Origin of the sequence: Chryseobacterium sp. 22458, assembly GCF_052044975.1 — a bacterium.
GTDB lineage: Bacteria > Bacteroidota > Bacteroidia > Flavobacteriales > Weeksellaceae > Chryseobacterium.
Genome location: NZ_JBQEOA010000004.1, coordinates 571,708 through 598,488 on the forward strand (window position 1 = coordinate 571,708; position 26,781 = coordinate 598,488).

Annotated in this window: 21 protein-coding genes and 2 pseudogenes; 8 read left to right on the plus strand and 15 right to left on the minus strand. The window is 38.3% G+C overall.

From position 1 onward, the window contains the following. Window positions 1–86: 86 nt before the first annotated feature. The 3 genes from secD (at window position 87) to ACTJJF_RS16920 (ending at window position 5,410) form a co-directional block, all read left to right on the plus strand. Window positions 87–2,981: a protein translocase subunit SecD gene (gene secD / locus ACTJJF_RS16910; RefSeq protein ID WP_440700387.1), complete on the plus strand. Its 2,895-nt coding sequence runs from the start codon at window positions 87–89 to the stop codon at window positions 2,979–2,981. A gap of 247 nt (window positions 2,982–3,228) precedes the next feature. Beyond that, on the plus strand, window positions 3,229–4,482 hold the full coding sequence (locus ACTJJF_RS16915) for a TCR/Tet family MFS transporter (RefSeq protein WP_440700388.1): 1,254 nt from the start codon (window positions 3,229–3,231) through the stop codon (window positions 4,480–4,482). Window positions 4,483–4,609: 127 nt separating this feature from the next. After that, complete coding sequence (locus ACTJJF_RS16920; RefSeq protein WP_440700389.1) at window positions 4,610–5,410, plus strand: arylamine N-acetyltransferase family protein; 801 nt, start codon at window positions 4,610–4,612, stop codon at window positions 5,408–5,410. Window positions 5,411–5,491: 81 nt separating this feature from the next. On the opposite strand, the gene ACTJJF_RS16925 is transcribed toward ACTJJF_RS16920, so the two are convergent. Beyond that, complete coding sequence (locus ACTJJF_RS16925; RefSeq protein WP_440700390.1) at window positions 5,492–6,442, minus strand: hypothetical protein; 951 nt, start codon at window positions 6,440–6,442, stop codon at window positions 5,492–5,494. Between the two features lie 302 nt (window positions 6,443–6,744). Here ACTJJF_RS16925 and ACTJJF_RS16930 point away from each other — a divergent pair, with 302 nt between their 5' ends. Genes ACTJJF_RS16930 through ACTJJF_RS16945 form a run of 4 tightly spaced genes read left to right on the plus strand, consistent with a single transcriptional unit; the run spans window position 6,745 to window position 9,062 of the window. Beyond that, the gene (locus tag ACTJJF_RS16930; RefSeq protein WP_312306401.1) at window positions 6,745–7,080 is read left to right on the plus strand and encodes a Sec-independent protein translocase subunit TatA/TatB; all 336 of its coding nucleotides are present in this window, start codon (window positions 6,745–6,747) and stop codon (window positions 7,078–7,080) included. A 1-nt stretch (window position 7,081) separates the two neighbouring features. Further along, a complete protein-coding gene (locus ACTJJF_RS16935; RefSeq protein ID WP_312306403.1) occupies window positions 7,082–7,648 on the plus strand; it encodes a phosphatase PAP2 family protein in 567 nt (188 codons plus the stop codon). Then, window positions 7,645–8,457, plus strand: coding sequence for a tetratricopeptide repeat protein (locus ACTJJF_RS16940; protein ID WP_440700391.1), 813 nt, complete (start codon window positions 7,645–7,647; stop codon window positions 8,455–8,457). Before ACTJJF_RS16935 ends, ACTJJF_RS16940 begins: the two co-directional genes overlap by 4 nt. A gap of 29 nt (window positions 8,458–8,486) precedes the next feature. Continuing rightward, a complete protein-coding gene (locus ACTJJF_RS16945; protein WP_312306407.1) occupies window positions 8,487–9,062 on the plus strand; it encodes a hypothetical protein in 576 nt (191 codons plus the stop codon). 49 nt (window positions 9,063–9,111) lie between these two features. Here ACTJJF_RS16945 and ACTJJF_RS16950 read toward each other — a convergent pair whose 3' ends face one another. After that, window positions 9,112–9,585, minus strand: a complete 474-nt coding sequence (locus ACTJJF_RS16950) for a 23S rRNA (pseudouridine(1915)-N(3))-methyltransferase RlmH (RefSeq protein WP_312306409.1) — start codon at window positions 9,583–9,585, stop codon at window positions 9,112–9,114. Between the two features lie 459 nt (window positions 9,586–10,044). On the opposite strand from ACTJJF_RS16950, the gene ACTJJF_RS16955 reads away from it, so the two are divergent. Beyond that, a complete protein-coding gene (locus ACTJJF_RS16955) occupies window positions 10,045–11,058 on the plus strand; it encodes a YihY/virulence factor BrkB family protein (protein WP_276161413.1) in 1,014 nt (337 codons plus the stop codon). On the opposite strand, the gene nhaA is transcribed toward ACTJJF_RS16955, so the two are convergent. The 13 genes and pseudogenes from nhaA to ACTJJF_RS17020 form a co-directional block, all read right to left on the minus strand. Further along, complete coding sequence (gene nhaA / locus ACTJJF_RS16960) at window positions 11,055–12,233, minus strand: Na+/H+ antiporter NhaA (RefSeq protein ID WP_440700392.1); 1,179 nt, start codon at window positions 12,231–12,233, stop codon at window positions 11,055–11,057. The genes ACTJJF_RS16955 and nhaA overlap by 4 nt on opposite strands. Before the next feature lie 2 nt (window positions 12,234–12,235). Next, a complete protein-coding gene (locus ACTJJF_RS16965) occupies window positions 12,236–14,446 on the minus strand; it encodes a RelA/SpoT family protein (protein ID WP_065397341.1) in 2,211 nt (736 codons plus the stop codon). Between the two features lie 107 nt (window positions 14,447–14,553). Further along, a complete protein-coding gene (locus ACTJJF_RS16970; protein WP_312306419.1) occupies window positions 14,554–14,919 on the minus strand; it encodes a hypothetical protein in 366 nt (121 codons plus the stop codon). Between the two features lie 399 nt (window positions 14,920–15,318). After that, window positions 15,319–17,226: an acetate--CoA ligase gene (gene acs / locus ACTJJF_RS16975; RefSeq protein ID WP_440700393.1), complete on the minus strand. Its 1,908-nt coding sequence runs from the start codon at window positions 17,224–17,226 to the stop codon at window positions 15,319–15,321. Window positions 17,227–17,287: 61 nt separating this feature from the next. Next, window positions 17,288–19,174, minus strand: coding sequence for an AMP-binding protein (locus ACTJJF_RS16980; RefSeq protein ID WP_440700394.1), 1,887 nt, complete (start codon window positions 19,172–19,174; stop codon window positions 17,288–17,290). Between the two features lie 260 nt (window positions 19,175–19,434). Next, a complete protein-coding gene (locus ACTJJF_RS16985; RefSeq protein ID WP_440700395.1) occupies window positions 19,435–19,794 on the minus strand; it encodes a response regulator transcription factor in 360 nt (119 codons plus the stop codon). A gap of 9 nt (window positions 19,795–19,803) precedes the next feature. Next, a complete protein-coding gene (locus ACTJJF_RS16990; protein ID WP_440700476.1) occupies window positions 19,804–22,506 on the minus strand; it encodes an ATP-binding protein in 2,703 nt (900 codons plus the stop codon). Beyond that, entirely contained in the window at window positions 22,499–22,735 is a 237-nt protein-coding gene (locus ACTJJF_RS16995; protein WP_440700396.1) for a hypothetical protein, read from the minus strand. The genes ACTJJF_RS16990 and ACTJJF_RS16995 overlap by 8 nt, the downstream gene beginning before the upstream one ends. 21 nt (window positions 22,736–22,756) lie before the next feature. Further along, window positions 22,757–22,984, minus strand: a complete 228-nt coding sequence (locus tag ACTJJF_RS17000) for a DUF6814 family protein (RefSeq protein WP_312305881.1) — start codon at window positions 22,982–22,984, stop codon at window positions 22,757–22,759. Window positions 22,985–23,027: 43 nt separating this feature from the next. After that, window positions 23,028–24,608, minus strand: a complete 1,581-nt coding sequence (locus ACTJJF_RS17005; RefSeq protein WP_440700397.1) for an MFS transporter — start codon at window positions 24,606–24,608, stop codon at window positions 23,028–23,030. A 74-nt stretch (window positions 24,609–24,682) separates the two neighbouring features. Further along, window positions 24,683–26,062 carry a porin gene (locus tag ACTJJF_RS17010; protein ID WP_312305877.1) on the minus strand — a complete coding sequence of 460 codons (1,380 nt, stop codon included), beginning with the start codon at window positions 26,060–26,062 and terminating at the stop codon, window positions 24,683–24,685. A gap of 413 nt (window positions 26,063–26,475) precedes the next feature. Further along, window positions 26,476–26,574, minus strand: a pseudogene (locus ACTJJF_RS17015) (helix-turn-helix domain-containing protein); the annotation flags it as partial. A gap of 54 nt (window positions 26,575–26,628) precedes the next feature. Continuing rightward, window positions 26,629–26,721 (minus strand): annotated as a pseudogene (locus ACTJJF_RS17020) (transposase-like zinc-binding domain-containing protein); the annotation flags it as partial. Window positions 26,722–26,781 lie beyond the last annotated feature (60 nt).

A 26,781-nucleotide genomic window follows, 5' to 3' on the forward strand; every position in this document is an offset into this window, starting at 1 on the left:
AAATAAACCATTTCTGTTGTTAAAAATTCATAAAATACAAGAAAATCATTATATTTGCCGACTTAATTTAACGTAGTTATAACAAAATGCAAGGAAAAGGACTTATTACAATTGTTGCTATTGTCCTGGGGTTGATCTGCTTAAACGAGCTATTGCCAACCTGGTACACCAGCAAAATTGAATCGCAGATTGAAGCTGCGAAAGGAAACGAGAAAGAGATCAAACGAATCAAGGAAGATACTCTTAATCTTGGGTATACAAAGCTTTATTATTCTAAAGCGAAGGACAAGGAAATGAAATTGGGTCTTGACTTAAAAGGAGGGATCAACGTTCTTTTGGAAATCAATCAGAGAGATCTGGTAAATGATTTAACCAATTATTCTACGAATCCTGTTCTTATTGAGGCTTTAAACAAGACTGATGAAGCTCAGAAAAACTCAACAAAATCTTACATCGACAATTTCTTTGAACAGTTCGATGCGGTAAACAAAGCAAAAGGAACAAACCTGAAGCTAGCTGATCCGGAACTTTTCGGAAATACAAATCTATCTGAAATCAAGTACAACACTACTGATGAGCAGGTAAAAAGTATTATAAAAAGAAGAATTGATCTTTCTGTAGGAACAGCTTTCGAGGTAATCAGAACGAGAATTGACAAGCTTGGAGCGATCCAGCCGAACGTTCAGAGAGTACCTGGTACAGCTAGAATTTCTGTGGAAATGCCTGGTATGAAAGATATCGACAAAGTGAAGAAAATGCTTCAGACTTCTGCAAAACTTCAATTCTGGGAAGTACAGCAGATTCCTGAAATTGCGCCTTATTTCCAGACTTTGACAACTATGGTTGCTGCAAAAGGAGATTCTATGGGAGTTGCAAAGAATGTGAACTTCATGAACCTTTTACAGCTTGACAAATTAAGAACTAATGGTGTTGCCAACGTAAAATTGTCTGATACTGCTGCTGTAAACAAAATCTTGAACAGCAAAGTAGGTATGGCTTTACGTCCTGCAAACATTAAATATACACAGTTTATGTGGGGTTACAAACCTGAAGCTACAAGCCCTGATGATTTGGTATTGTATGCAATCAGAAGTAACATCAACCAAAAAGCTCCGGTAGACGGTGCCGTAGAAACTGCGAACATCAGCTATGACGAACTTGGAAGAATAGTGGTAGACATGCAGATGGATTCTAAAGGTGCTAAAGAATGGAAAACTTTAACGGAGAAAAACGTTGGAAAACCAGTAGCTGTAACACTTGATAACAGAGTATACACTGCTCCAAACGTTGTAGGTGCTATTCCTAACGGGAGAACTCAAATCTCTGGTAACTTCTCTCAGGAAGAAGCTAAAGAACTGGTTGACGTATTAGGAGCCGGTAAATTACCTGCAGGTGCAAAAGTAGTACAGGCTACTCAGGTAGGTCCGTCTCTTGGACAGGAATCTATCAATGCCGGTATGATTTCATTCGCAATCGCATTCTTAATTATCATTGTTTATATCATTTTCTATTACGGTGGTGCCGGTGTGTACGCTGTAATTGCGATGGTAATTAACTTATTCTATATTTTCGGAATTATGGATTCCGGAGACTTTACGCTGACTCTTCCTGGTATCGCAGGTATCGTATTGACGATGGCGATGGCGGTAGATACCAACGTAATTATCTATGAAAGAACGAAAGAAGAATTATTTGCAGGTAAGAGCATCCTGGAAGCTTATAAAGACGGTTTCAAACATGCATTAAGTGCAATTATCGACGGTCACTCAACTACGTTACTTACAGCGGTAGTGCTATTCTTCTTCGGAACAGGACCTATCAAAGGATTTGCTTTGACATTAATGATCGGTATTATCATGACCTTGTTCACTTCTGTATTGTTATCAAGAGTGATGATCTTCAGCAGACTGAATAAAGGTAAGACCCTTTCTGTATGGACTCCGCCAACTAAAAATCTATTCAGAAACACATGGATCGATTTCATCGGAAAGAGAAAATATGCTTATATCATCTCTGCGGTATTAACTGTGGTTTGTATCATTTCTATAGCTACTCACGGGTTCAAATATGGTATCGACTTTACAGGAGGTAGAAACTATGTGGTAAGATTTGATAAAGAAGTAAATGCCAATGACGTTGAAGAGAAGCTGGTAAAACTTTTCAAAACTGAAGATGGGAAAAACTCTTCTGTGGAAGCGAAGACTTTCGGAAATTCAAATCAGTTGAAAATTTCTACAGATTATCTTATTGAAGATGAATCTTTAAAAGCTGACCAGACGATTGAGCAGAAATTATACGAAGGATTAAAAGGAGAGCTTCCGGCTAATATTACACTGAATGATTTCAAATCTGCGGATAAAGACCATGCAGGAATTATTTCTTCTGAAAAAGTAGGACCTACAGTAGCAGATGATATTCAGACACACGGTATTCTTGCTGTAGTAGCTGCATTGGCCGGTATCTTTATCTATATCTTATTCCGATTCAGAAAATGGCAGTTCTCTCTGGGTGCAGTTGCTGCACTATTCCACGATGCGGTTATTATTTTGGGAACGTATTCATTACTTCACAAGTATATGCCATTCAATATGGAGATCAACCAGGACTTCATTGCTGCGATCCTTACGGTATTGGGGTACTCTATCAACGATACGGTAATTATCTTCGACAGAATCAGGGAGTATCTGAGAGAGAAGAAATCATTGACATTGGCTGGATTGTTTGATGACTCTATTTCAAGTACATTGGGTAGAACATTCAACACTTCATTTACTACAATCCTTGTGATCCTTGCGATCTTCATCTTTGGTGGTGATAACCTTAGAGGATTCATGTTTGCCTTGTTGATCGGTATCGGATTCGGTACTTATTCATCCATCTTTATTGCATCAGCAATTGCTTATGATTTCCTGAAGAAAGGAAAAGAAGAAGAAGTACACGGTAAAACAACTTCTGACAAAGAAGTACTTGCTTCAAAGTAATACGAACTACAATAAATTAGTAAAAGCCTTTCGAAAGAAGGGCTTTTTTTATTGTAATTAAATCAATGAAAACACATTGCTTTGTAAGTGACTTCTGTTTTCATTACTCATGAAGTATAAAATTGTATTAAAAAGAGTGAAGTGAATTCTGTTTTATTGATATAGATTTGCTATTCTGTATTATACTTCTTTAATACAATGAAATTTATAATCATTATTTTTAAGATTTGATTAATTTTGCACCATCATGGAAAATTCAAAGAAAAAAGCGGCTATAGGCTTCATATTTATTACTTTACTGATTGATATTACCGGATGGGGCATCATTATACCTGTGGTTCCGAAACTGATCGAAGAACTGATTCATGCAGATATCAGTGAAGCTGCAAAGTATGGAGGCTGGCTGGGATTTGCCTATGCATTCACACAGTTTATTTTTTCTCCCCTAGTTGGAAACCTGAGTGATAAATACGGGCGCCGACCTATTATTCTGATTTCACTTTTCGGATTTGCTGTAGATTATATCTTCTTGGCATTAGCACCTACAATCTGGTGGCTGTTTTTAGGAAGAGTAATAGCAGGAATTACAGGGGCAAGCGTCACCACGGCAAGTGCTTATATCGCAGATATTTCTACCGATGAAGACCGGGCCAAAAACTTTGGACTGATAGGAGCTGCATTTGGACTTGGATTTATTATAGGACCGGTTTTGGGTGGAGTTCTCGGACATTATGGAGCCAGGGTTCCTTTCTATGCCGCTGCAGGTCTGTGTCTGCTCAATTTCCTGTACGGTTATTTCATCCTTCCGGAAAGTTTGGATAAAGATAAAAGAAGAGAGTTTGACTGGAAGCGTGCCAATCCGGTAGGATCATTTAAATTTTTAGGTAAGCACCCCGAAATTTCCGGACTCATTGTTTCGTTGATTTTAATTTATATAGCAGGTCATGCTGTACAGAGTAACTGGAGTTTCTTTACTATGTATAAATTCAGCTGGACAGAAAGAATGGTGGGAATTTCATTAGGAGTAGTAGGATTGCTGGTAGGATTGGTACAGGGACTTCTGATCAGATGGACAACACCAAAACTGGGAGAACAGAAAAGTATTTATTACGGATTGGCTTTTTATGCTGTAGGAATGCTGTTATTTGCATTTGCTTCAGAAGGCTGGATGATGTTTGTATTCCTCATTCCTTATTGTCTTGGGGGTATTTGTGGACCGGCTTTACAGTCTGTTATTACTAAAAGTGTTCCTTCCAATGAACAGGGAGAGCTTCAGGGAGCTCTGACGAGTTTAATGAGTGCAACTTCCATTATCGGGCCTCCGATGATGACCAACCTGTTTTACTTTTTTACCCACGATGAAGCGCCTTTCAAGTTTTCGGGAGCGCCATTCTTCCTGGCATTTATTCTGATGGCAGTTAGCGTCATCATTACCTATTCTGCTTTTCAGAAAAAACCGAAAAATTTAGATCCACTCCCGGAAGATAAATATTCAAAATAAAAACAGGGTTAAGATGCATTGAACATCTTAACCTTATTTTTTACAGACCGATTCTGAATATTTACGTAAATTGTGATAGAGTTACAGAATCTTCTTGATAGCTGTCTTTGCGTTAAAGCCCTATATTATGAATGAATTGAAATTAGAACAATACCTCGAACGGATTCATTATTCCGGAGATTTGGCAATGGATATGGATACCCTGAAAAAAATCCATCAGCTTCATCCCAAGCATATTCCTTTTGAAAATATAGATCCTTACACAGGAACAGTTCCGTCTCTGAATGCGGATGATGTTTTTCAGAAATTGGTCGTTCATGGAAGAGGAGGATATTGCTATGAGCAGAATCTGCTTTTAAGTGAAGTACTGAAATATATAGGATTTCCCGTTCAGCTGCAATTGGGCAGGGTAGTTTGGAAAAGGGAAGAAAACAGCATTGCTGCAAAGACCCATTTACTCCTTATTGTTGACTTTGAAGGAAAAAAACATCTCGTAGATTGTGGTTTCGGTACAGCAACACTCACTGCTCCTTTAGTTTTGAATGATGAAGGACCCCAGCAGACTCCTAACGGGTTGTTTAAGATATCAAAAAAAGAAGAAGAATACGTGCTTTGGACCTTGCGGGAAGAATGGTTTCCTGTTTATCGTTTTGCCCTGGAGCAAGTAGAACCAATTGATCTGGAAATTGCCAATTGGTACCTTGCTACACTTCCTGAATCAGGTTTTAAGAAAAATCTGGTTCTTTCAAAAGTAGATGAAAACGCCCGTTATACCTATACGGATCATGTGCTGAATATCCGATCAAATGAAGGATTAAAAGAATCTGTCTCTATAGATAATAACCTGCAGTTATTTGAAATACTCAAAAATACTTTTGGATTAAGAGGTAATGCAATAGATTTGCTGAAGAAAAAACTGAATGACTGACAATGTTTCTGATAAATGCTATAAGATAAAAGGGAAGCCATCTGGCTTCCCTTCGTTTTGAAATTTAATTCTATATGAAGATTAAGGATATAAAGATTTTGTTCCGTTGCTCACAATATTACTTCCTAATCCTGAGAATGATACTGAGAATTTGCTGGAATTAAAGCTCAGGGAACCGGTAGGAGTACAAAGTCCCAGTGCATATTGACACTGTCCGTATGCGCCTGTTCTTTTGATGATTTTGCTTTCGCTTTTTGCCTTTCCTAAGCTGATTGAACCCCAGTCGCTCACATCCGCATTGGAAACTGTAGATCCAGAGTAATAAATGGTGATCTGATACCCGATTTCCCCTCTTTTAGACCCCCAAAGCCAGTTGGCAGTCCACCATTGTTTGTACCATTTAGAGACAACTTTTGCAGCCTGGGTTTCGCTGGAGGTCTCCGTATTGGCCCTTGTATCCATCATGACCAGTCCGCCCAGGATATTATCCCAGATAATTCCGGACTCATTGTAAAAGCATAATGTGCTGAATGTTCCTTTTTTGCTGTTCCAGGTGATTTCCATGACGTTGGTTCCGGCTTTTACTTCTTCAGTGATAGCATCTTTCAGTCCTTTTTGAGCTATTGCCAGATCATCACCGGTATACAGGTCTCCGATCTTTCCGATTTTTACAGAAGACGTTTCCATGATATTTCCCAGCGCAATAAACTGGCCTGGATCAGAGATTAAGCTTTGGGAAATGTCAATTCCTTTCTGAGTAGAGATTTTTCCGATAATATTGACTTCTGCAATCTGTAAATCGCTCTTCAGATAGGTCTCAAGATTTTTTTTGGATTCATTCAGCTGTACCTGTACTGTTTCAGGAACAATTTTTGATGGAAGGGGAGTGGTTTCCTTTTTCAGATCTTCAGGGCTTACTTTAGCCTGAACTGTTTCCTGCCTCGTGATTTCATTGTTCTCATCACTGCAGCTGCTGAGAGCTAATACCGACAGTGCGGCAAAAACTTTAAAAGTAGTTACTAATTTTTTCATATTAATTTTTTGTTGTGTAAAGTAAATATAATGATTCGTTACATAATTCTCAGTGTTTTGAGTTAATTATTTATTAATAAATTAAAAATTCAGAATTGCAAGGTCACAAATAGCAGTAACAATAATTAATAACTACTCGTTTTATATAACATAACTGAAAAACCGAATCCGTTACCTATAACCTTCATCTTAATTCCTGCATCTCGGGTCACAGCCCACAATCTGCCTCTGAAAATCTTAAAATTTGTTTAAATTTTTCATTTACGCTAACATAAGTCTATAATCTTTCGTAATTTTACACCATGGAATTAAGCATTGGAGAAATGGCACTCATTGCTATTGCAATCGTTGTATTATTCGGACCGGATAAACTTCCTCAGATCGCGCGTGACTTAGGATCAGGTGTAAGAAAAATGCGTGGAGCAGTAGAAGATATCAAAACAGAAATCATGAAGGAAACGGATAATCCTGTTTCTGAGATCAAACGTGAAATTGAAAAGGTAAAAGATGCTGCCAAAGATTTCAATCCTGTAAATGATATCAAAAAAGATATTCTTACAGAACCTGCTTCGTCCAATGAAACTCCAAAAATAAAACCTTCAGAAGATGAAACTTATGAAGGCCCTGTAAGCAGATAATATGGAGGAGCTTATTCAGGAAGATAAAAAGGTATTTCTGTACCTTAACAATTTGGGAGACTCTTCTTTTGATCAGTTCTGGATGATGATTTCCAGTACATGGATCTGGGTTCCCCTTTATATTATATTCCTTTACTTTTTATACAAGAATTATAAGCTGAGATCTCTGGTCTTTATTCTTATATTTCTGGCCATCGGAGCTACAGTATCTGATCAGCTTGCCGGTGTTTTCAAATATGGTGTGGCGAGATTAAGGCCCTGCCATGACCCTACACTGGAACATCACATGAGAATTGTGAAATGTGGCGGGCAGTATGGATTTTACTCTGCTCATGCCTCCAATACATTCTTTTTAGCATCTTTTCTAAGTATTTTGCTGAAAAATAAACTTAAATGGTTTCCATATACTATATTTGTATGGGCTTTGGTCGTATCCTACAGCCGTATTTATTTAGGAGTGCATTTTCCAATTGATATTTTGGTGGGAGCGTTTGTTGGATCTTTATTGGGAGTGATATTTGGTGCACTCGCCAGAAAAGTGATTAACAAACAAACGATAACCTCATGAAAAAAACTTTATTACTCACAGCATGTATTTGCTTTTCATTCAATGCTTATTCCCAGGACAAAAAAATAGCTGAAGACTGTTTCAATAAAGGCGATTATAAGTGCGCTGAAGAACAGTATTCCAAACTGGCTGAAAAAGAACAGATCCAGAAATTCAAATCCGAATATTATGATTATCTGGGAACTGCCCAAAGAAGATCGGGAAAAGCTGCTCTTGCTTTTAAATCCTATGAATCTGCCTTGAAGGCAAATCCCATGTCGGTATCTGTATATGCCAATCTGGCCTCATTACACAGCCAGAAAGGAAATAAGACCAAAGCATTGGAATATATTGAAAAAGGACTTCAGGTAGATGACAAAAATCCTGATTTATACCTTACACGTTCCAAAATTTATGATAGCCAGGGAAAAAAGGAGCTTGCTATCAATGACCTTACTCAGATTCTGACCTTTGCACCCGATAATCTCTTTGCCAAAACAGGGCTGGCAGCGCTTAAAAAAAATAATGGTGACCTGGATGGTGCTTTAAAGGATTATAATCAGCTTATTTCGGAAAAACCGGAGTCCCTATTATACAATGACAGGGCAGATGTTTATCTGAAAATGAAAAAGTATAAAGAAGCTCTCGCAGATGTAAATAAAGCCGTTTCTATTGATTCAAAATTTTCACAGTCTTATGTGACCAAAGCTTTAATCCTGTTTGATACAGCCAAGCCTAAAGAAGCCTGTGAGAACCTTGATAAAGCCGTAGGATTAGGCTATGAAAAAGCAGTGCTGGCAGAATATTATACCAAATGTGTGAAAAAATAAAGAACATTATTTAAATCTTTCCGGATAAAATGAATATAATAACCATCAAAATACTTTGTATAACAGCACTTCTGTGCTATGGATTTTCAAAAGGGCAGGAGGCCGGGGAATACCTCAGCTATTATGAATTCGGGCTTTGCAATTCACCTCAGGTTGTTGTATTGAAACATCATAAGGATAATACCTATTCTGCAACCATCAACACCCATCTGAAAAAGAAAGGAAGCGATCTTGAAATCGTGTCAGAGACAACCCTGTTTCCGGATGCGGCCAGAGAAATGGTTTTAAAGTTGAAAGAAGCAGGTATTGATTCTGCGGATGAGACGTATAATGATGAAGAAGTGGCTTATCTGGATGGAGATGCTCTGACTCTGAAACGGTTGAAAAATAATAAAATGGAAAGTTTTGCATTTCCCGAGCTTTACCCTCCCGGTCAGCAAAAACCGGAAACTACACCATTAAGGCTTAAAGTGCAGAATTGGCTGGCAGTTATAGACCATGAACAAAATCTGAAAGAAAATTTTTCAGATGTAAAGAAGAGGCTTAAAAGAGGAACTTACTGTTATAATGCAGGAATCAATACCATTTGTTTTAAAAAGAAATAAAAACAGCATTATATATTGAAAAATGGCCCCCTGCGGAGGCCATTTTTTATTAGTCGTTATGATAAGGTTTTCCCTGCAGGATCTGGTCTGCCCTGTACAATTGCTCTACAATAAACAGACGGATCATCTGGTGGGTAAATGTCATTTTTGATAGTGAGAGTTTTTCATTCGCCCTGCTGTACATTTCCTCTGAAAAGCCATAAGCTCCACCGATCAGGATGTGAACTTTTTTCACAGAAGAATTCATCCAGTTATCGATTTTCTGAGAAAATTCCCGGCTCGTAAACTGTTTTCCTTTTTCATCAAGGATCACCACAAGATCATTTTTGTCTATATGATTCAAAAACAGCTTTGCTTCCTCTTTTTTAAGAAGTTCAGGAGAAAGGTTTTTAGCATTTTTCACATCAGGAATTTCCGTTATTTCAAAATTCCAGTGTTTGGGTAAACGGTTGAGATAATAATGAATTAAAGAAGTGATCTCTTTATCGTCTGTTTTACCGATACAAAGTAAGCTGATTCGCATTGATGAATAGTTTCAGAATGCAAAGATAGGGCTTTTGTGTTCAAGGCTCAAAGTGATAATTTTCATGCGACAGGTCAACGGCTGGAAAATGCGGCAGAAATGTGCTTTTAGTCTACATTAGCTAGCAATAATCATTAAAAATAATGCAAATGCAAAGATTATTCTTTTGCGGACTTGGTAACTTCCTGCCCTCTGAAGATCAGAAGTTCATATGCTGAATTCAGGTAACAATAACAATTGGAATATTCCAACCGATTTTTATTGAATGTAAAAAGCATGACAGTGATAAACGCAAAAAAATCATAATTTGAATATTTCAGACCTATCAGACTGAATTCTATATAATGCAGCTTGGGAAATAGGAGAGGGAAAATGTTTATATTTGTATGAAAAGACCTGCAGAATATCTGAAAAAAATGATGGTTTCAGAGAGTAAGTTTTTCATTAATATAACTATAGATGAGTGTAAAAGTTCCCAGATTTATCCTGAAAATTCAAGAGTTTTTTGATGACATCCATATTCCTGTTTTGGGAATATCACTTTGGCAGATGTTTCAGATTTATATCTCCGGGATTTTCAAAGGAAATATAGGACGTAAGGCAGCTGCTATTTCCTGGAGCTTTACCATAAGTCTGTTTCCCTTTATTCTGTTTCTATTGTCGGTTTTGCCTTATATGCCACATTATGCCAAGCTGCAGTTTTATATTTTTGATGTGCTGATGCATAATGTATTTCCATCCAATATGGAAGGAGATATACGGGGATATATCGAGGCCAATATTGTTCCCAATATGAAAGGAATCAGTAATCTGACAATTGTTCTGGCTTTGCTTTTTGCGACCAATGGTACTTTTTCGCTCATCAACGGATTCAATGAAAACTCTGATGAAAAGCTGAGTGATGTAAAAGAGTTTATTTTGTCATTTTTCATTACGATCGGCTTTATTACCATTGTATTTTTAGCGCTTTTCGGTGTGTATTATGCAGAAGTGGTGATGAAACCTTTTACTCCGGCCTATGATATTTCGTGGCTGGTGAATAACCTTTCCAAAATTATCGGATTTGTTTCCTTTCCTCTATTTTATTTTATCCTTCTTACCCTGTTTTACTGGTTGGGAACCGTTAAGATCACCAGATTCAGACAGGCAATCCCCGGAGCGATTCTTACCACCGTATTATTTGTGGTCACCACTTATATTTTTGCCATTTATGTAAAAGATATTGCCCGTTACAATGTTCTTTACGGATCTATCGGAAGCATGATCCTGCTGATGGTATGGGTGAATGTGAATGTATATCTTCTCCTGTTCGGAAACGAACTGAATATGGCTATCAGAAAGCTCAGAATAGAAAAACTTCTTTCCGATGAGATTCAGAAAGAAGCTGTTCAGTATCATACGCCAATCTCAGAGCCTGATTTTGAGAGTAATGAAGATCATAAAAGAAAACTGGAAGACAGGAAGAAAAATTAGTTTTCTTCCGGCTCTGCATTTCCTTTAGAGCTTATGCTTAAAATGGTAAATCCTAAAATGGCAGCTACAAAAGAAGCGATCAGGATCGCAAATTTAGCTTCATCCTGAATGTGGATTTCATTTTTAAAGGATAATAAAGCGATAAAGATTGACATCGTAAATCCTATTCCCGCCAGAAGCCCTACACCAATCATTTGGAGCCAGTTGCTGTTCTGAGGTAAGGAACTCAGCTTTAATTTAATAGCAATCAGGGAGAATACATTGATTCCGATCAGTTTTCCGAGAATCAAACCGCAGATAATTCCTAGTCCTAATGTACTGCTGATCCCGGCAACCATATCTCCTGAGAAAGTAATATTGGTATTCGTAAGGGCAAAAACAGGCATGATCAGAAAGCTTACCGGAATGTGAAGCTGATGCTCCAGTTTTTCTAAAGGTGAAATTTCTACATTGGAAGCATTTGTTGGAATAGAGAATGCCAGCAAAACTCCTGCTATTGTTGCATGTATCCCGGAATGATGAAGGAAATACCATAAAAATAATCCCGGAATAATATAAAATATCGTTTTGGTAACTTTTAAAAAGTTCAAAAGAAACAGAAGAGCAGTTACTCCGAAAGACAGAAGAAGATAGCTCCAGTGAATCTGTTCGGTATAGAAAATAGCGATCACCAGAATAGCTCCAAGGTCATCTACAATTGCCAATGCTGCTAAAAATATCTTGATCGAATTGGGAATTTTCTTTCCCAGCATAGAAATAATGGCCAGTGAGAAGGCAATATCCGTAGCCATAGGAATTCCCCAGCCATTGCTATACTCGGTTCCGGAGTTGAAAATGCTGTAGATAACAGCAGGAACCAGCATTCCGCCAACTGCTGCAAAAATAGGCAGTGAAGCGTTTTTGAAAGATGAAAGCTCGCCCTCTACAAGCTCTCTTTTGATCTCAAGACCCACCAGAAGAAAAAATACAGCCATCAATCCGTCGTTAATCCAGATGCTGACAGGATATTCAAGCCCAAAGAGGTGAGTACCTACTACTTTATCTAAAAAATGTTGAAAAGTTTCTGCTGCTGATGAATTGGCGATAAGTAATGAAATAAGCACACAGAAGATAAGGATGATTCCTGATGCCTGACTGTTGTTGAAAAATTTTTTAAAATAAAGAGATAAATTCATATTTAAGATTGTAATCGTCTCACTCTTGAAACGCCGTTAATACTTTTAAGTTTTTTAAAGGTCTCTTCAAGCTGACCCTTATTTTTTACTTCCAAGTTGATGTTTCCGGTGAAAACGCCGTTGTTGGATTCAATGGACATGCTTTTCATATCCATTCCCATGCTTCCACTGATGACAGTGGTGATATCGTTGATCATTCCCATTCTGTCGAGTCCCTCAATTTCAATTTTTACTCTGTTTTTGAAACTTTCGGCGTTGACCCATTTGGCCGGGATGACACGATAATCATATTGTGCTCTGAGGTTAATAGCATTCGGGCAGTTGTCACTGTGTACCTTGATACCGTCCGAGATCGTAATAAACCCGAAGATCTTGTCTCCAGGAATTACGGTACAGCATTTTGCATAGCTGTAGTTGAGTTTTTCTTCGTCTTTTCCGAAGACGATCATATCCAGATTCTGCTCCTTCGGTTCTTCGAATTGCTGATTCTTGGATGGTGATTTTCTGAATCTTGAAAGTAAATTGTTGAAAACGTTTTTACTTTCTATATATTTTCTCAGGCTGCTCGCATCCAGCTCATTGCTCTGGAATTTAAGGAACAGCTCCTGGGATGATTTCAGATTAAAGAATTTCTGAAGCTTGTTGACTTCTTCATCATTGAAATTGATTTTCGCATGACGAAGCTTTCTCTGCAGGATCTCTTTACCTTCATCTACCAATTGGTTTTTCTGGGAATTCAGGTAACTCTTGATCTTGGATTTGGCTTTAGAAGTGACTACAAATTCCAGCCAGTCAGACTTCGGCTTTTGATTCTGGGAAGAAAGGATATCTACCTGATCCCCGTTTTGAAGGATATAAGAAATAGGAACCAGTTTTCCGTTGATTTTAGCGCCTAAACATTTCATTCCCAGATCGGAGTGAACGGAGAAAGCAAAATCCAGAGCCGTTGCATTCGTTGGAAGAATTTTAATTTCTCCTTTCGGGGTAAAGACAAATACCTCTTTTGAATACAGATTAAGCTTGATGTTATCCAAAAGCTCAGACGTAGAAAGGTTCTGCTGCTGCTCAAGAACTTCACGGATCTCAGTGACCCATTTTTCAAAATTCCTGTCATCAGAACTTTGTTTATAACCTTCTTTGTATTTGTAGTGGGCAGCCACCCCTTTTTCAGCAATTTCATCCATCCGCTCTGAACGGATCTGAACTTCGATCCATTTTTTATCAGGACCAAGAACCGTTAAATGCAAACTTTCATAGCCTGTAGAACGAGGCTGGGTGATCCAGTCACGCATTCTTGACGGGTTACTGTGATAGACATCCGTAACGATGGAGTAAATCTTCCAAGCTAGGAACTTTTCATTTTTGGCGTCAGATTTATAGATAATTCTGATTGCATAGTTGTCAAAAACCTCTTCAAAAGAAACCCCCTGTTTCAGCATCTTCCTGTAAATGGAAGAAATAGCTTTTGCACGGCCTTTGATCGTAAAATTCAGACCTTCTTCCTTCAGTTTCTCGGAAACTTCGGTTTTAAATTCCTCAATATACCGTTCACGGCTTTCTTTGGCAAGTTCAAGTTTTTCTGTAATTTCACTGTATACCTCAGGATTATTGTATTTTAGTGAAAGGTCTTCGAGCTCAGATTTGATGTTGTACAATCCCAGACGGTGCGCCATGGGAGCATAGATATATACCGTTTCTGAAGCAATTTTTTTCTGCTTATCCGGAGCCATGCTTTCCAGCGTTCTCATATTGTGAAGGCGGTCTGCAATCTTGATCAGAATCACCCTGAAATCCTCGGAAAGAGTCAGCAAAAGCTTTCTGTAGTTTTCAGACTGTACAGAAATATTCTGATGATTCATGATGGAGATCTTGGTAAGCCCGTTGACGATATTGGCAATTTTTTCCCCGAAGATTTTTTTCAGGTCTTCATAGGTATAGTCAGAATCTTCAATGACGTCATGAAGCAGTGCACAGGCAATAGATGTTGCTCCCAGTCCAATCTCTGTTGCCACGATTTTGGCCACAGCGATAGGGTGGTAGATGTAAGGTTCCCCAGACTTTCTCCTTTGGTCTTTATGAGCATCCAATGCGATATCGAATGCCTTCCGGATGAGTTTGTTGTTTTCCTCATCCAGCGTTCTGTATGTGTTAGAAATCAGATCCTTATATCTGGCAAGGATCTCTTTATTCTCTTGTTCTAAATCGTAACTCATTTGTGCAGATGCCTATAATACAACGAAAATACGAAAATTTTTAGTTTTTTCAAATATAAAAGATCCGTAGAAGAGTCTACGGATCTGTGATTATTCGTTTATGCCGGTTAGAATTTTACTTCCGAATTCATTCCGTCACTTGATGTTTTGATTTTAATATCGGGGCTGTTGTGAATTTCGGCCCTGTTCCTTGCATCAATGTATTTTTTGATAGTATCATAATTCATTTCACCAATATTCATATTTTCAAATAAATATGACTTCAATGCTGCATTCTGAACGAAAATATTCCGGGCAAGATCAATCTGACTGTTATCGTTTACAGTAACACTTGCCAGATATTGGGAATGATTAGAATCACTATTAAGGTACACCATGTAATCTTCATTTTCAAATCCTGAATTTTCCAGATCACTTTCCAGTTTTTTGTAATCGCTGTGATGATCAAATAGTCCAGCTAGTATATGTGACATAATTTATAGATTTAAAGTTATGATTAAAGTTAATATTATTTTCTGATTTATTTTGCGTTTAAATCAATAAAGTGTGTTAATTAACATTTCATCGGTATAATAAAATGATTTTTTTTGATAAATTTTATTGAACGCTTGTTTAATTTTGATTATTTTACAAAATTAGATAATGGCTTTTTTGATTATTAAGTTGTTTGTTTATAGTAGTTTGTGAATCGATGTATTACTTTGGAGCTTCTTTTTTTCTTTTTTGAACTTCGTATAGCATGTCGGATCAAAGCCGTTATTTTATTATTCCTTCAGCTTTTATTGATTTAGGATGCCTTAGTTATAAATAAGCAAAAAAAGACTGCCCTTTTGAGACAGTCTCTGATGATTTTAATGAATTAAATTCTTTAATTAAATTCTTTCGTTCTTAATTTCCTCTACAATTTCCGGATTCAATAATGTGCTGATATCTCCGAAATTACTGAAGTCTCCTTCTGCAATCTTTCTCAGAATCCTACGCATAATTTTTCCAGAACGAGTTTTAGGAAGTCCGGAAACAAACTGAATTTTATCCAGCTTGGCAATAGGCCCGATCTGGTCTGAAATCAACTGATTGATCTCCTTCTTCAGGTTTTCTTTATCACGGCTCTCACCTGTTTCTTTCAGTGTTACATAACCATACAGTGCATTTCCTTTGATGTCATGCGGATATCCTACGATTGCAGATTCTGCTACGGCAGGATGCTGGTTGATGCTGTCTTCAATCGGTGCTGTTCCCAGATTATGCCCGGAAACAATGATCACATCATCTACACGGCCCGTAATTCTATAATAGCCTACTTCATCTCTCAAAGCGCCGTCCCCTGTGAAATATTTTCCCGGAAAAGCGGTAAAATAGGTTTCCTTATATCTTTGATGATCACCCCAGATGGTTCTTGCAATTCCCGGCCATGGAAAACGGATACATAGATTTCCTGTGACCTGGTTTCCTGTGATTTCGTTACGTTTATCATCCATTAAAACAGGCTGGATTCCCGGTAGTGGAAGGGTTGCGTAGGTAGGTTTTGTAGGAGTAACGAATGGGAGAGGAGAGATCATGATTCCTCCAGTTTCAGTCTGCCACCAGGTATCTACAATCGGGCATTTCTTTTTTCCCACATGATCATTGAACCAATGCCATGCTTCGTCATTAATGGGTTCACCCACAGATCCGATTACTTTTAAGGTGCTCAGGTCATGCTTGTCTACCCATTCTGTACTTTCTTTTGCCAGTGAGCGGATGGCTGTAGGAGCGGTGTAAAACTGAGTAATTTTATGTTTTTCAATAACTTCCCAGAAACGGTCCGGCTCAGGATAAGTGGGAACTCCTTCGAAAATTACCGTAGTAGCCCCATTCAATAAAGGTCCGTAAAGAATATAGGAGTGCCCCGTGATCCATCCGATATCGGCAGTACACCAATAAATATCATTTTCTTTATAATTGAATACATTTTTGAAAGTGTATGCTGTGTACACCATGTAACCGGCACAGGTATGAAGCATTCCTTTAGGTTTTCCCGTAGAACCGGAAGTATACAGGATGAAAAGCGGATCCTCAGAATCCATGATAACTGTAACGAAATCAGGAGAAGCTTTTTCATACAAATCGGCCATCCAGTAATCTCTGCCTTCCCTCATTTTGATCTCGTTTTGGGTTCTTTTCACTACCAGTACTTTTTCAATGGTAGGGCTTTTTTCCAAAGCTTCATCAACGATGCTTTTCAGATCAAGAACTTTATTTCCTCTATAACTTCCGTCTGAAGTAATAATCATTTTCGCCTCACAGTCATTAACTCTTGAAGCTACCGCAGAAGCTGAAAACCCTGCAAAAATTACGGAATGAACGGCTCCCAGTTTAGCACATGCCAGCATGGTAATGGCCAGTTCAGGGATCATAGGAAGGTAAATACATACCCTGTCTCCTTTTTCAATGCCCATATCACGAAGAACGTTGGCTGTTTTATTCACACGGGTGTACAACTCGTTGTAAGAGATATGCTGAGCTTCTTCCTTAGGATCATTGGGTTCCCAGATGATGGCAGTTTTGTCTCCTCTTACGGAAAGGTGCCTGTCTATACAGTTTTTGGTAATATTAAGTTTGGCATTTTTAAACCATGTGATCTTAGCTTCATTCATATCGTACTTAACGACCTTGCTCCATCTCTGGTACCACACGAAATTCTGGTCAGCTACTTTGTCCCAGAATTTTTTAGGATTTTTGATCGACTTTTTATATTCTTCAAAATAATGTGGCAGATCTTCTATTAAGTAATTTCTCATATCCCTTTCGTTTTTTGAAATTTGAATTTATTATATTTTAAATTTATGTTTAATTTCTGGCTTATGCCCTATAATCCTTGATTTTTTCCTGAATTTCTTCAATGATTTTCTCATCATCAATGGTTGACGGAACCTGAAAATCTTTTCCGTCAAGTAATGTTCTTATCAGTTTTCTCAGAGTCTTTCCGGACCGTGTTTTGGGTAAGCGTTTGACAACCATTGCATTCTTTAAAAAAGCAACGGCTCCGATTTTTTCACGCACCATCCGGATAATGTCCTTTTCAACCTGTTCTTCAGAGATTGCAGCTCCGTTCTTCAATACTACGGAAGCAAAAGGAATCTGCCCTTTCAGATCATCATCAATGCCTACTACTGCACATTCTGCAACATCTGGATGTGATGATACAATTTCTTCCATTTCAGATGTGGAAAGCCGGTGCCCTGCAACATTGATCACATCGTCCACTCTTCCGGTAATGAAGATATAGCCGTCTTCATCCTGTATGGCACCATCTCCGGAAAAATAGTATCCATTGTATTGAGACAGGTAGCTGTTCTGAAAACGGTCATAATCATTCCAGATTCCCAGCATAGCACCTGGCGGAAGCGGAAGTTTTATAATTAAATAGCCTTCCTGATGAGCATCCAGTTCATAGCCGTTTTCGTCAAAAATTTTAATATCATAACCCGGAACCGGTTTTCCGGCAGAAGCTCTTTTGATTCTGTAGTTTTCATCAAGGGTCATTAAACCGAGCATGGGCCAGCCGGATTCCGTCTGCCACCAGTGGTCAATAGCCGGAACCCCGATATGTTCTGCAAACCAGTCCAGAGTAGCAACGTCACAACGTTCGCCGGCGAGGAATTGTTTTTTGAAATGAGAAAGGTCGTATTTCTTGACCAGTTCTCCGTCAGGATCTTCTTTTTTGATGGCTCTGATGGCTGTAGGAGCGGTAAACATGACAGATACCTTATATTCTGAAATGATTCTCCAGAAAGTTCCTGCATCCGGGGTCATGATAGGTTTTCCTTCAAAAATAATTGTTGTATTTCTATTGATCAATGGTCCGTAAACGGAAAAACTATGTCCTACTGCCCAGCCAAAATCTGAGGCGGCCCAATAGGTTTCACCGGGTTCAACGCCGTAGATGTATTTCATAGAAAACTTCAGTGCTGTGGCATAGCCGCCTGTATCCCTTACAATACCTTTGGGTTTCCCGGTAGTTCCCGAAGTGTAAAGTAAGTATAAAGGATGGGTAGATTCTACAGAGACACAATCTGCAGGTTCTGATTTTTGTACAAGCTCTTCATAATCAATCAGCCCGTCAAACATTTCATGTTGATTGTCAACCAGTTTTCTGTTGTAAACAATGATGTTGTCTACTTTATCCTGAGCCAGTTCTATTGCTTTTTCTACCAGTGGAAGATAGGGGATTCTTTTGGCAATCTCTATTCCTGCTGTTGCTGTGATCAGTACCTTTGGCTTACAGTCATCAATTCTTACCACCAGTTCGTGAGGTGCAAAACCTCCGAAAACCACATTGTGAATCACTCCGATCCTTGCACAGGCAAGCATGGCAAAAAGGGTCTGCGGGATCATTGGCATATAGATAACTGCAGTATCTCCTTTCTGTAATCCAAGAGAAGTTAATCCCCCAGCTAATTTTGAGATTTCTTCCTGAGCCTGTCTGAAAGTATAGGTTTTCTTCTGATTGGTAACAGGTGAATCGTAAACGATTGCTGCCTGATCTCCAAACCCATCTTCAATATGCTGGTCAATGCACAGATGGCACATGTTGATCCGGCCGTCAGAATACCACTGCGGGTAATTATTCTGATCTTTGGAAAGGATCTGCTTTGGAAACTCGAACCATTGTATCGCTTTGGCCTGCTCTTTCCAGAATTCTTCTTTGTTTTCTATACTTTGTTTAAATAACATATCTGCATCCATATCAATGATTGTGTTTTCGTGTTTATTTTTTTTGTGAACAGTCATTGCGAGGAGCGAAAGCGACGAAGCAATCTCTTAATAATCTTAATTTCTAAATAAGTCTTAATGGTTAAGTTTTTTTGATCCATTAAGGAGGGATTAAGCTTTTAAGATTATTAAGCTTCATTTCTTATTAAACTGAGATTGCTTCGCTTTGCTCGCAATGACTGTTGTGTTTTTTTACTTTTTATCATATCTGATCTCCTGTTTATATTCCCCTTCTAAAACATTTCCTCAATCTGCTGCATCAGCTTTTTAATTGAATAGGGTTTTGTTACGTAAGCGTCAGCGCCCATTTCCAATCCTTTTTCAATATCTTTTGGGTTGTTTTTTGCACTGAGGAAGATAACTTTGGTGTCTTTTAGTTTTTCATCCTGTCTGATGAGATCCAGAGTGCTGTATCCATCCAGATTGGGCATCATAATATCCAGTAAAATAACGTCCGGGACCATGCTTTTCAGAAAGTCCAGTACTTCCGTTCCGTCCCGTGCGATATAAACATCATAGCCGTTTTTCTTAAAACTGTATTCCAGTGACATTAATATTTTGTGTTCATCATCTGCAATGATTATCTTTCTCATAAGTGGGTTTTAATGGTGTTCAACTTCATTTATAATCTCTTTTGTCGTTTTTTCAGGGAGGGTAATGATAAAAGTTACGCCCAGTCCGCTGTTTTCTGCTTTTATACTTCCTCCGTGGGCCTGAATAATTTTTTTGGAAATGGCCAGTCCGAGCCCGCTTCCCGTAGGTTTTAAAATATTCTGATTTTTAGACTGATAGAATTTGTCAAAGATCATTTCAAGATCTTCTTCGGGAATGTGTTTTCCCGTATTGAAAATGGAGATCACCAGCTGGTGTTCCTTTTCATAAAGTTTTGTTTGTATCGTTCCCTGTTCTTCGGTGAATTTTAAAGCATTTCCCCAGATATTCTGGAACAGCTGAATCATTCTTGCTTCGTCATATTCAAAGATAACCTGATTCAGGAGATTGACTTCACTTAAGTGTATATTTTTCTGCTGTATCAGATGAAGGAGTGGGTTTAAAGCCTTTTTATAGGTTTCAATAATGTTGTTTTCCTGAATATGGAGTGAAATTTCACCGTGCTGAAGCTTATCCAGATAAAGAATATCATTGATGATTTCACTGAGCCGGTCAGATTCTGTGATGATATTATTTAAAAACTCCTGTTTGATATCAAACGGAATGTCATCATCATCAGCCAGAATTTCCCCTGCAGAGCGGATAGCGGTGATCGGAGTTCTTAATTCATGGGCTACGGAATCCAGGAAGTCATCTTTCTGGCGGTCTTTGATGATCAGGCTTTCGTTGGCTGTTCTCAGGTCGTCAGACAGTTTCTGCAGTTCTTCAGATTGTTCTGTCAGTTTTTTATTCAGACTTATATTTTCTTTTGATTCTTCAAGAATATTCAAAACCTCTTTTAAAGATATTTTATCTTCTTTGGTTACTCCTTCAATCAATATTTTTGCAGAAGCGGTTCCAATCCTTCCTGCAAGAAGATTTTCAGAGAATTTGATGAATCTGGAATCGGCAGTTTCTGTTTTTGAATCAATATTATATTTTAAATTGAAAATTCTCAGCGCCTGCTCAGTTTTGTTTTTACCTAAAAAACGTTCAAGAATATTCCGGATATCAGAAATATAAGCAGTTCCACGCCAGATAAAAGCATTTTCATGATTCTGAATATACTTGTCAATATCTACGTAAAGTTCTGCAAAATTTCTTTCACGGTAATTTCCTTTAGTGCTTACTGAAATGATGGTAAATAAACCGGTATTCACCAGAAGTGACCAGAAAAAGATCTGGGGAATTCTTCCCAAATACGGAATCGTGAAAAAACCAAATGCATCATACATTTCCCTCAAAACTCCTTTGAATTCCTGATTATAGGAAAAATAATACTGCGGAATGATCAGTCCGAAATAGCAGATAGCCAGTCCGGCAGCTAATCCGGCAACAGCTCCTTTGTAGCTTCCTCTTCTCCAGAACAAGGCTCCGAAAAATGAAGGAGCGAGTTGGGCGATCACTACAAATGAAATTAACCCTACAGAATCCAGTGATGTTTTTAAAATAAAATATTTGTAGAATGCAAAAGCCATAATGATCAGGGCAAAAATGCTGAATTTCCTGATGTTGGTAATGCTTCTGGTATTCTGTTCTTCATTTTCGGATTTAAATTTTCCAAGCAGCCCGTAAGGAATGATAAGGTTGTTGGAAAGCATGATGGATAAAGTGATAGCAGAAATAATGATCATTGAAATGCATGAGCTCAGTCCGCCAAGAAATACCAAAACTGTAATCAAAGTATTGTCAAAATGCTGTGGAATTAAGATCGAGTAGAACTCAGGATTTACCTTCTGGCCGTCAAAAATTAACCTTCCGCCCCAGGCAATCGGAAAAATAAATACGGTGAATATCAAAAGATAAAGCGGGAAAAACCAGATTGCTGTTCTGATGTGTTTTTCCTGCCTGTTTTCAATGATGGCAGTGTGAAACTGTCTGGGCAATATACAGATGGCAGTAGCTGAGATCATGCACAATACCATCCAGTTCATAGCGCCTTCAACGCCGTTGAATGTATTTTTTGCTTTAAAATCTTCAAACCTGCTTGCTTTCTGGTAGATATCCGAAAACCCGTCGAATACATAATAGATCACAAAAAGGCCAAGAATAATAATAAAGAAAAGCTTTAAAAAACTTTCCAGGGCAATGGCGGAAATGATTCCCAGACGTTTTTCCGAAGCATCCACATACCTGGTTCCGTAATAAGATGAAAACAAGGCGATAAGAACCACAACAAAGGTAGCATTGTCCGTCAGAATATCCTTTGACATCGGAGTTTCTGTTACCAGGTGAAAGGTTTCGGAAATGGCCTTGATCTGCAGTCCGATGTAAGGAACAATAGCCAAAAGACAAACGATGGTGATAATGGCACTGAAGCTTCTGCTGTTTCCATACCGTAAAGAAATAAAGTCAGCAAGGCTGCTGATTTTGTTGACTCTGGAAATTCTTACAATTCTTGTGTTGATATAGATCCAGGCCGGGATGATCATAACAGGTCCTATATAGATCGGAAGATAATTCAGGCCGCTGGTGGCTGCCACTCCGATGCTTCCGTAATAGGTCCAGGCTGTGCAGTACACGGCAAGAGATAAAGCATAGATATAGGGATTGTTGATCCATAGCTTACTTCTCTTCTTTTCTGCCAGATGGGCAACTAAGAACAGAAGTGCCAGATAAAACAAGACTACGAAAAATAATGCAAAGCTACTCATCATACCTCTTTACAATTACTAATGAGATGACGATGGAAATCATCCAGACAGCAAACAGATAGATCAGGATCATAGGATAGCCCAAAACTTCCTTCTCACTGTTGAAAAGGAGAGAAATAGGAATGCTGAAGGCGATCATCAGTCCGATGCTCAGGATAATCAGTTTTTGCTCGTGTCTCTTTTTCATAATGCTCATTGATAAAAGATAATTGATGAATGCGTGATTCATCAATTATCTGTTTGGGCCATTTTATATTTTGTCGTCAGAATATTCTCCGGTTAATGCATAATAGCCGAAGACAGCCATTCCTCCCGAAATGATCGGCATCAATACAAACAGGATGATAATACCGAAAACCAGATCTTCCTGTTTTCCTGAAGTGATTTTGGGAATTCCCATTACTGTAGTTCCGAAATAGCCTACCACTAATGCTATTGCGATCCAGAGTACACCTAATATTTTTTTTAGTCCGTTCATTTTAGTAGTTTTAAAATTAATAAAAATTTGAGTGATTCAGTACTTAATCGTGAAGATTATTGTTCTTATTTTTAAGATAAAACAATCCGATGATCAGACAGACGGTGGCAACTCCTATCGGATACCAAAGGCCTTCCAGATACCATGTTGCGTGCCCTGCCTCTTTGCCGGTTGTTACCAGATAGGTGGCTACTGCCGGAAGAAGACCTCCAAACACTCCATTTCCGATGTGATAAGGCAGAGACATTGAGGTATAGCGGATTCTCACCGGGAACATTTCTACAAGGAATGCAGCAATAGGGCCGTAAACCATCGTTACAAATATCACCTGAATGAACACAAGGAAGATAAGGTACCATTTCGTATCATTACTTAACTTTACGGTTTGAGAGACTTTTGCTTCTTCAGCTTTTCCATCTTTCATTACCGGACCGGCTGGAGACCAGTGAACAATACTGTCTTTTTTAATTAGTGTTCCGTCTGTGTAAAGAGTTTCTTTATGAAAAGTGATAAGGCTGTCTGTCGCTATATCACTGTGTATTTTAGCTGTTCTTTTCTCCGAAATTCCGTTAGCTGCAACTGTTTTATTTTCCAGGCTTACACTTTTAAACATGCTGTCGTAAATAGGTCTGTAAGCCAGGATCGCCACCAGCATTCCGGTCATCATGACTGCTTTTCTCCCGATTTTATCAGAAAGCCACCCGAAAAACACAAAGAAAGGGGTGCCCAAAAGTAAAGCTGTAGCCATCAGCATATCTACCTGGGAAGATTCTACATTCATTACCTTTTGTAAAAAGCTCATCGCATAGAATTGTCCGGTGTACCAGATTACCCCTTGCCCCATAGCTGCTCCAAACAAAGCAAGAAGAACAAATTTGAAATTGTATTTATTTCCGAAACTTTCTTTCAATGGATTTTTAGAAGTTTTCCCTTCACTTTTTGCCTTTGCAAAAAGTGGAGATTCTTTCATGTTTTTTCTGATGACATAAGAAACGCCTACCATTAAAATAGAAATCCAGAATGGAACTCTCCATCCCCAGGTATCAAAATCTTCTGCAGAAAGAGTTGTTTTTGTGATTAAAATAACAATGAGGGAAATGAATAGACCTGCGGTGGCCGTAGTCTGGATCCACGAAGTCCAGTAGCCCCTGCGGTGGGGTTGTGCATACTCTGCAACATAGGTGGCAGCGCCTCCATATTCACCTCCAAGTGCCAATCCCTGTAATAATCTTAAAATTAAAACCAGAACGGGAGCCATAAACCCAATAGATTCATAACTTGGGATACATCCGATCAGGAATGTAGAAAATCCCATGATCAGTAAAGTCACAAGGAAAGTATATTTTCGCCCGATAATATCTCCCAGTCTTCCGAAAAATAACGCTCCAAAAGGCCTTACAACAAATCCGGCGGCAAATGTGGCCAATGTAGATAAAAATGCAGCGGTAGGATTATCTGCCGGGAAAAATTTAGTTGCTAAGACGACAGCTAAACTTCCGAAAATATAGAAGTCATACCATTCTATCAGAGTGCCGAGGGATGAGGCGGTGATCACGCTCCATATGGTGCGGTTCTTTTGCCTGTCGGTCATATTTTCGTAGCTTTCGTGATGATTTTCGCTCATATTGATTAGTTTTTGATGTTAGTGAAAATGATATTAATTCATTCAGGATTGTATTGAAAGGGTTCAAATTATTTTTATAAATAGATTTGAAATTGTACAATAAATTCCCCTTTTGAAGAAGGGCTTTCCGTAGGGCTGGTGTAAACCGGTCTTGTTGAGTATTGGGTTGTAATTTTAGCATGATGCCCGTCTATAAACCAGTTAGCTCCTATATCAAACTGATTGGAAGACTTGTCGAATGCTTCAAAATTTTTGTGGGTATAAGCAGCGAAAGGCTGTATTCTGATTTTAGGTTTTTCTGCCTGACTTGGCAAAAGTAGTCCGGCCTGTGCGTAGATAATATTACCTGTTCCTATGGTAGGCTGCAGGTTTCCTGGCCCTGCAATTGCTTTGTTACCGATAAAATTCGGATCGTTGGCTCCTATATTCATCGTTCCCAGATTTCTTACATAGTTGGGACCGAAATTGTAGTTATAATATCCTGCATAAGCGGAAACTGCCATTTTATTTTTCGCTTCACCTAACGGAATATCGGCAAAAGCATCTACAGCAACAAGGGTAATATCGTGCTTTTCAATATTTGAATTCACAGAAGTTCTCGTTCCATCTGCCTGGTGGTAAAAACCTGCCCCTACATTGAATACTTTTTTTGTTCCCAAATAAGAGCCTACCTTGAAGGGAAGTGTGTTCGATTCTTCATCAAGAAACTGATATTCAAGATATCCTGCCTTTGAAAAACTTGGGTTCCCGTTGTTGTCTACTGCAACAGCTCTGGACGGATCTGTTACATTTACAGGAGTAAGGTCGGTAGCAAAAGGTTTATTTAAGCTGAAGCGATATTCCAGTTTTCCATATTTTCCTTTGGCAAACATTCCCAGCTGTCTCGCAAACTGATCGGAATTATCAATTAATGGCCACGAAAACACAGGAGAATCAACAGTCAGGAAATTAAGGGTGGAAGCCATTGTCATGCGGGAAAGTCCCATATAATAATGAAGTCCTGCCCCTAAAGATAAACTGAATTTTCCTGCTTCTCCAGGTAAAATCACTGCATATTCGTTCCAGGCATCATGAAAAAACAGTTGGGTTTTCTTTCCGTTTCCATAGCCGCCCGTTCCTGAAGTGCCTGTAGCTCCTCCGTTGATGAACGTCTGATTGTTGATTCCAAAGTGGAGGAGGATCATGTATCTTTTGGAGATTTGTGCATAGGTTAAAGCCCGTAACCTTCTGTTTCCTATACTCCAGGAGTTGTCTGTGGGTTCTCCGCCTACCATCGTCCCTGGATTCATAGAAGTGTTCCTTAGCCAAAGCTGGTCCCATAAAATAAATCGGATAAATTTATCTCCTTCCGGATTAAGATTTAATTTCAGTCCGCTGCCGTAATCCGGAGAACCTTGAGCATATAGGGAAGTGCTGATTAAGGCTGCTCCAATGAATGTAAGTAATTTCTTCATAAATTATCAATTTTTGGCGTTGTTTTTTGTGAAAGCCAAATTGTAATTAATAATTTGTTTATGAAAATTTAATATATATTAATGGTAATAGTATAGTTAATTGCTGTGATAGCTGTTATATATTGGAAATCTATATTGAATTTGTACAGTTTACAAGATTGATTTGTTGTATAATTATTTGATAATTAGATATATTGTGTCTCAGAATATGAAACCTGGAATATATTATCTGTATCTCTAAATTACTTCTTGAATCTTTCCCATTTAATCAGCATATACTTGTCAGCAAATTGGGTGATAATGATTCCTGCATTTTTAATATTTTCCTCTTGGGCAATATACTCAATCAGTTCGCTTTGTTTCAGGATTTTGTAAACAGGATGGAATTCTGAATGGGGAGGTCTTGTGATATTGTATTTCTTGATCCAGGAGCTTATCGTGACGTGGGAAACTCCTATAATCCGCTCTATTTCACGGTAACTTAAGCCTTCGAGATAAAGCTGAAGAGCCTTTGTTACATAATAATCATCAATCTGTTTTCCCAGTTTTTTAACAGTGAAATAATAGTTACAGCTTTTGCAGAGAAACCTTTGTTTCTCATTAACGATTCCGCTTTTTACCACTTTATTGCTTTTGCATTTCGGACAGGTATTTTCCATAACTATATCTTTTTAGCAAATATATAATAATTTAGCAAAAATATATTTTCTTTCAAAGAT

Bases quoted from the DNA above. Each gene is read 5' to 3' on its own strand.
- secD (WP_440700387.1), top strand. From the start codon at position 87: ATGCAAGGAAAAGGACTTATTACAATTGTTGCTATTGTCCTGGGGTTG.
- ACTJJF_RS16915 (WP_440700388.1), top strand. From the start codon at position 3,229: ATGGAAAATTCAAAGAAAAAAGCGGCTATAGGCTTCATATTTATTACT.
- ACTJJF_RS16920 (WP_440700389.1), top strand. From the start codon at position 4,610: ATGAATGAATTGAAATTAGAACAATACCTCGAACGGATTCATTATTCC.
- ACTJJF_RS16925 (WP_440700390.1), bottom strand. From the start codon at position 6,442: ATGAAAAAATTAGTAACTACTTTTAAAGTTTTTGCCGCACTGTCGGTA.
- ACTJJF_RS16930 (WP_312306401.1), top strand. From the start codon at position 6,745: ATGGAATTAAGCATTGGAGAAATGGCACTCATTGCTATTGCAATCGTT.
- ACTJJF_RS16935 (WP_312306403.1), top strand. From the start codon at position 7,082: ATGGAGGAGCTTATTCAGGAAGATAAAAAGGTATTTCTGTACCTTAAC.
- ACTJJF_RS16940 (WP_440700391.1), top strand. From the start codon at position 7,645: ATGAAAAAAACTTTATTACTCACAGCATGTATTTGCTTTTCATTCAAT.
- ACTJJF_RS16945 (WP_312306407.1), top strand. From the start codon at position 8,487: ATGAATATAATAACCATCAAAATACTTTGTATAACAGCACTTCTGTGC.
- ACTJJF_RS16950 (WP_312306409.1), bottom strand. From the start codon at position 9,585: ATGCGAATCAGCTTACTTTGTATCGGTAAAACAGACGATAAAGAGATC.
- ACTJJF_RS16955 (WP_276161413.1), top strand. From the start codon at position 10,045: ATGAGTGTAAAAGTTCCCAGATTTATCCTGAAAATTCAAGAGTTTTTT.
- nhaA (WP_440700392.1), bottom strand. From the start codon at position 12,233: ATGAATTTATCTCTTTATTTTAAAAAATTTTTCAACAACAGTCAGGCA.
- ACTJJF_RS16965 (WP_065397341.1), bottom strand. From the start codon at position 14,446: ATGAGTTACGATTTAGAACAAGAGAATAAAGAGATCCTTGCCAGATAT.
- ACTJJF_RS16970 (WP_312306419.1), bottom strand. From the start codon at position 14,919: ATGTCACATATACTAGCTGGACTATTTGATCATCACAGCGATTACAAA.
- acs (WP_440700393.1), bottom strand. From the start codon at position 17,226: ATGAGAAATTACTTAATAGAAGATCTGCCACATTATTTTGAAGAATAT.
- ACTJJF_RS16980 (WP_440700394.1), bottom strand. From the start codon at position 19,174: ATGGATGCAGATATGTTATTTAAACAAAGTATAGAAAACAAAGAAGAA.
- ACTJJF_RS16985 (WP_440700395.1), bottom strand. From the start codon at position 19,794: ATGAGAAAGATAATCATTGCAGATGATGAACACAAAATATTAATGTCA.
- ACTJJF_RS16990 (WP_440700476.1), bottom strand. From the start codon at position 22,506: ATGAGTAGCTTTGCATTATTTTTCGTAGTCTTGTTTTATCTGGCACTT.
- ACTJJF_RS16995 (WP_440700396.1), bottom strand. From the start codon at position 22,735: ATGAATCACGCATTCATCAATTATCTTTTATCAATGAGCATTATGAAA.
- ACTJJF_RS17000 (WP_312305881.1), bottom strand. From the start codon at position 22,984: ATGAACGGACTAAAAAAAATATTAGGTGTACTCTGGATCGCAATAGCA.
- ACTJJF_RS17005 (WP_440700397.1), bottom strand. From the start codon at position 24,608: ATGAGCGAAAATCATCACGAAAGCTACGAAAATATGACCGACAGGCAA.
- ACTJJF_RS17010 (WP_312305877.1), bottom strand. From the start codon at position 26,062: ATGAAGAAATTACTTACATTCATTGGAGCAGCCTTAATCAGCACTTCC.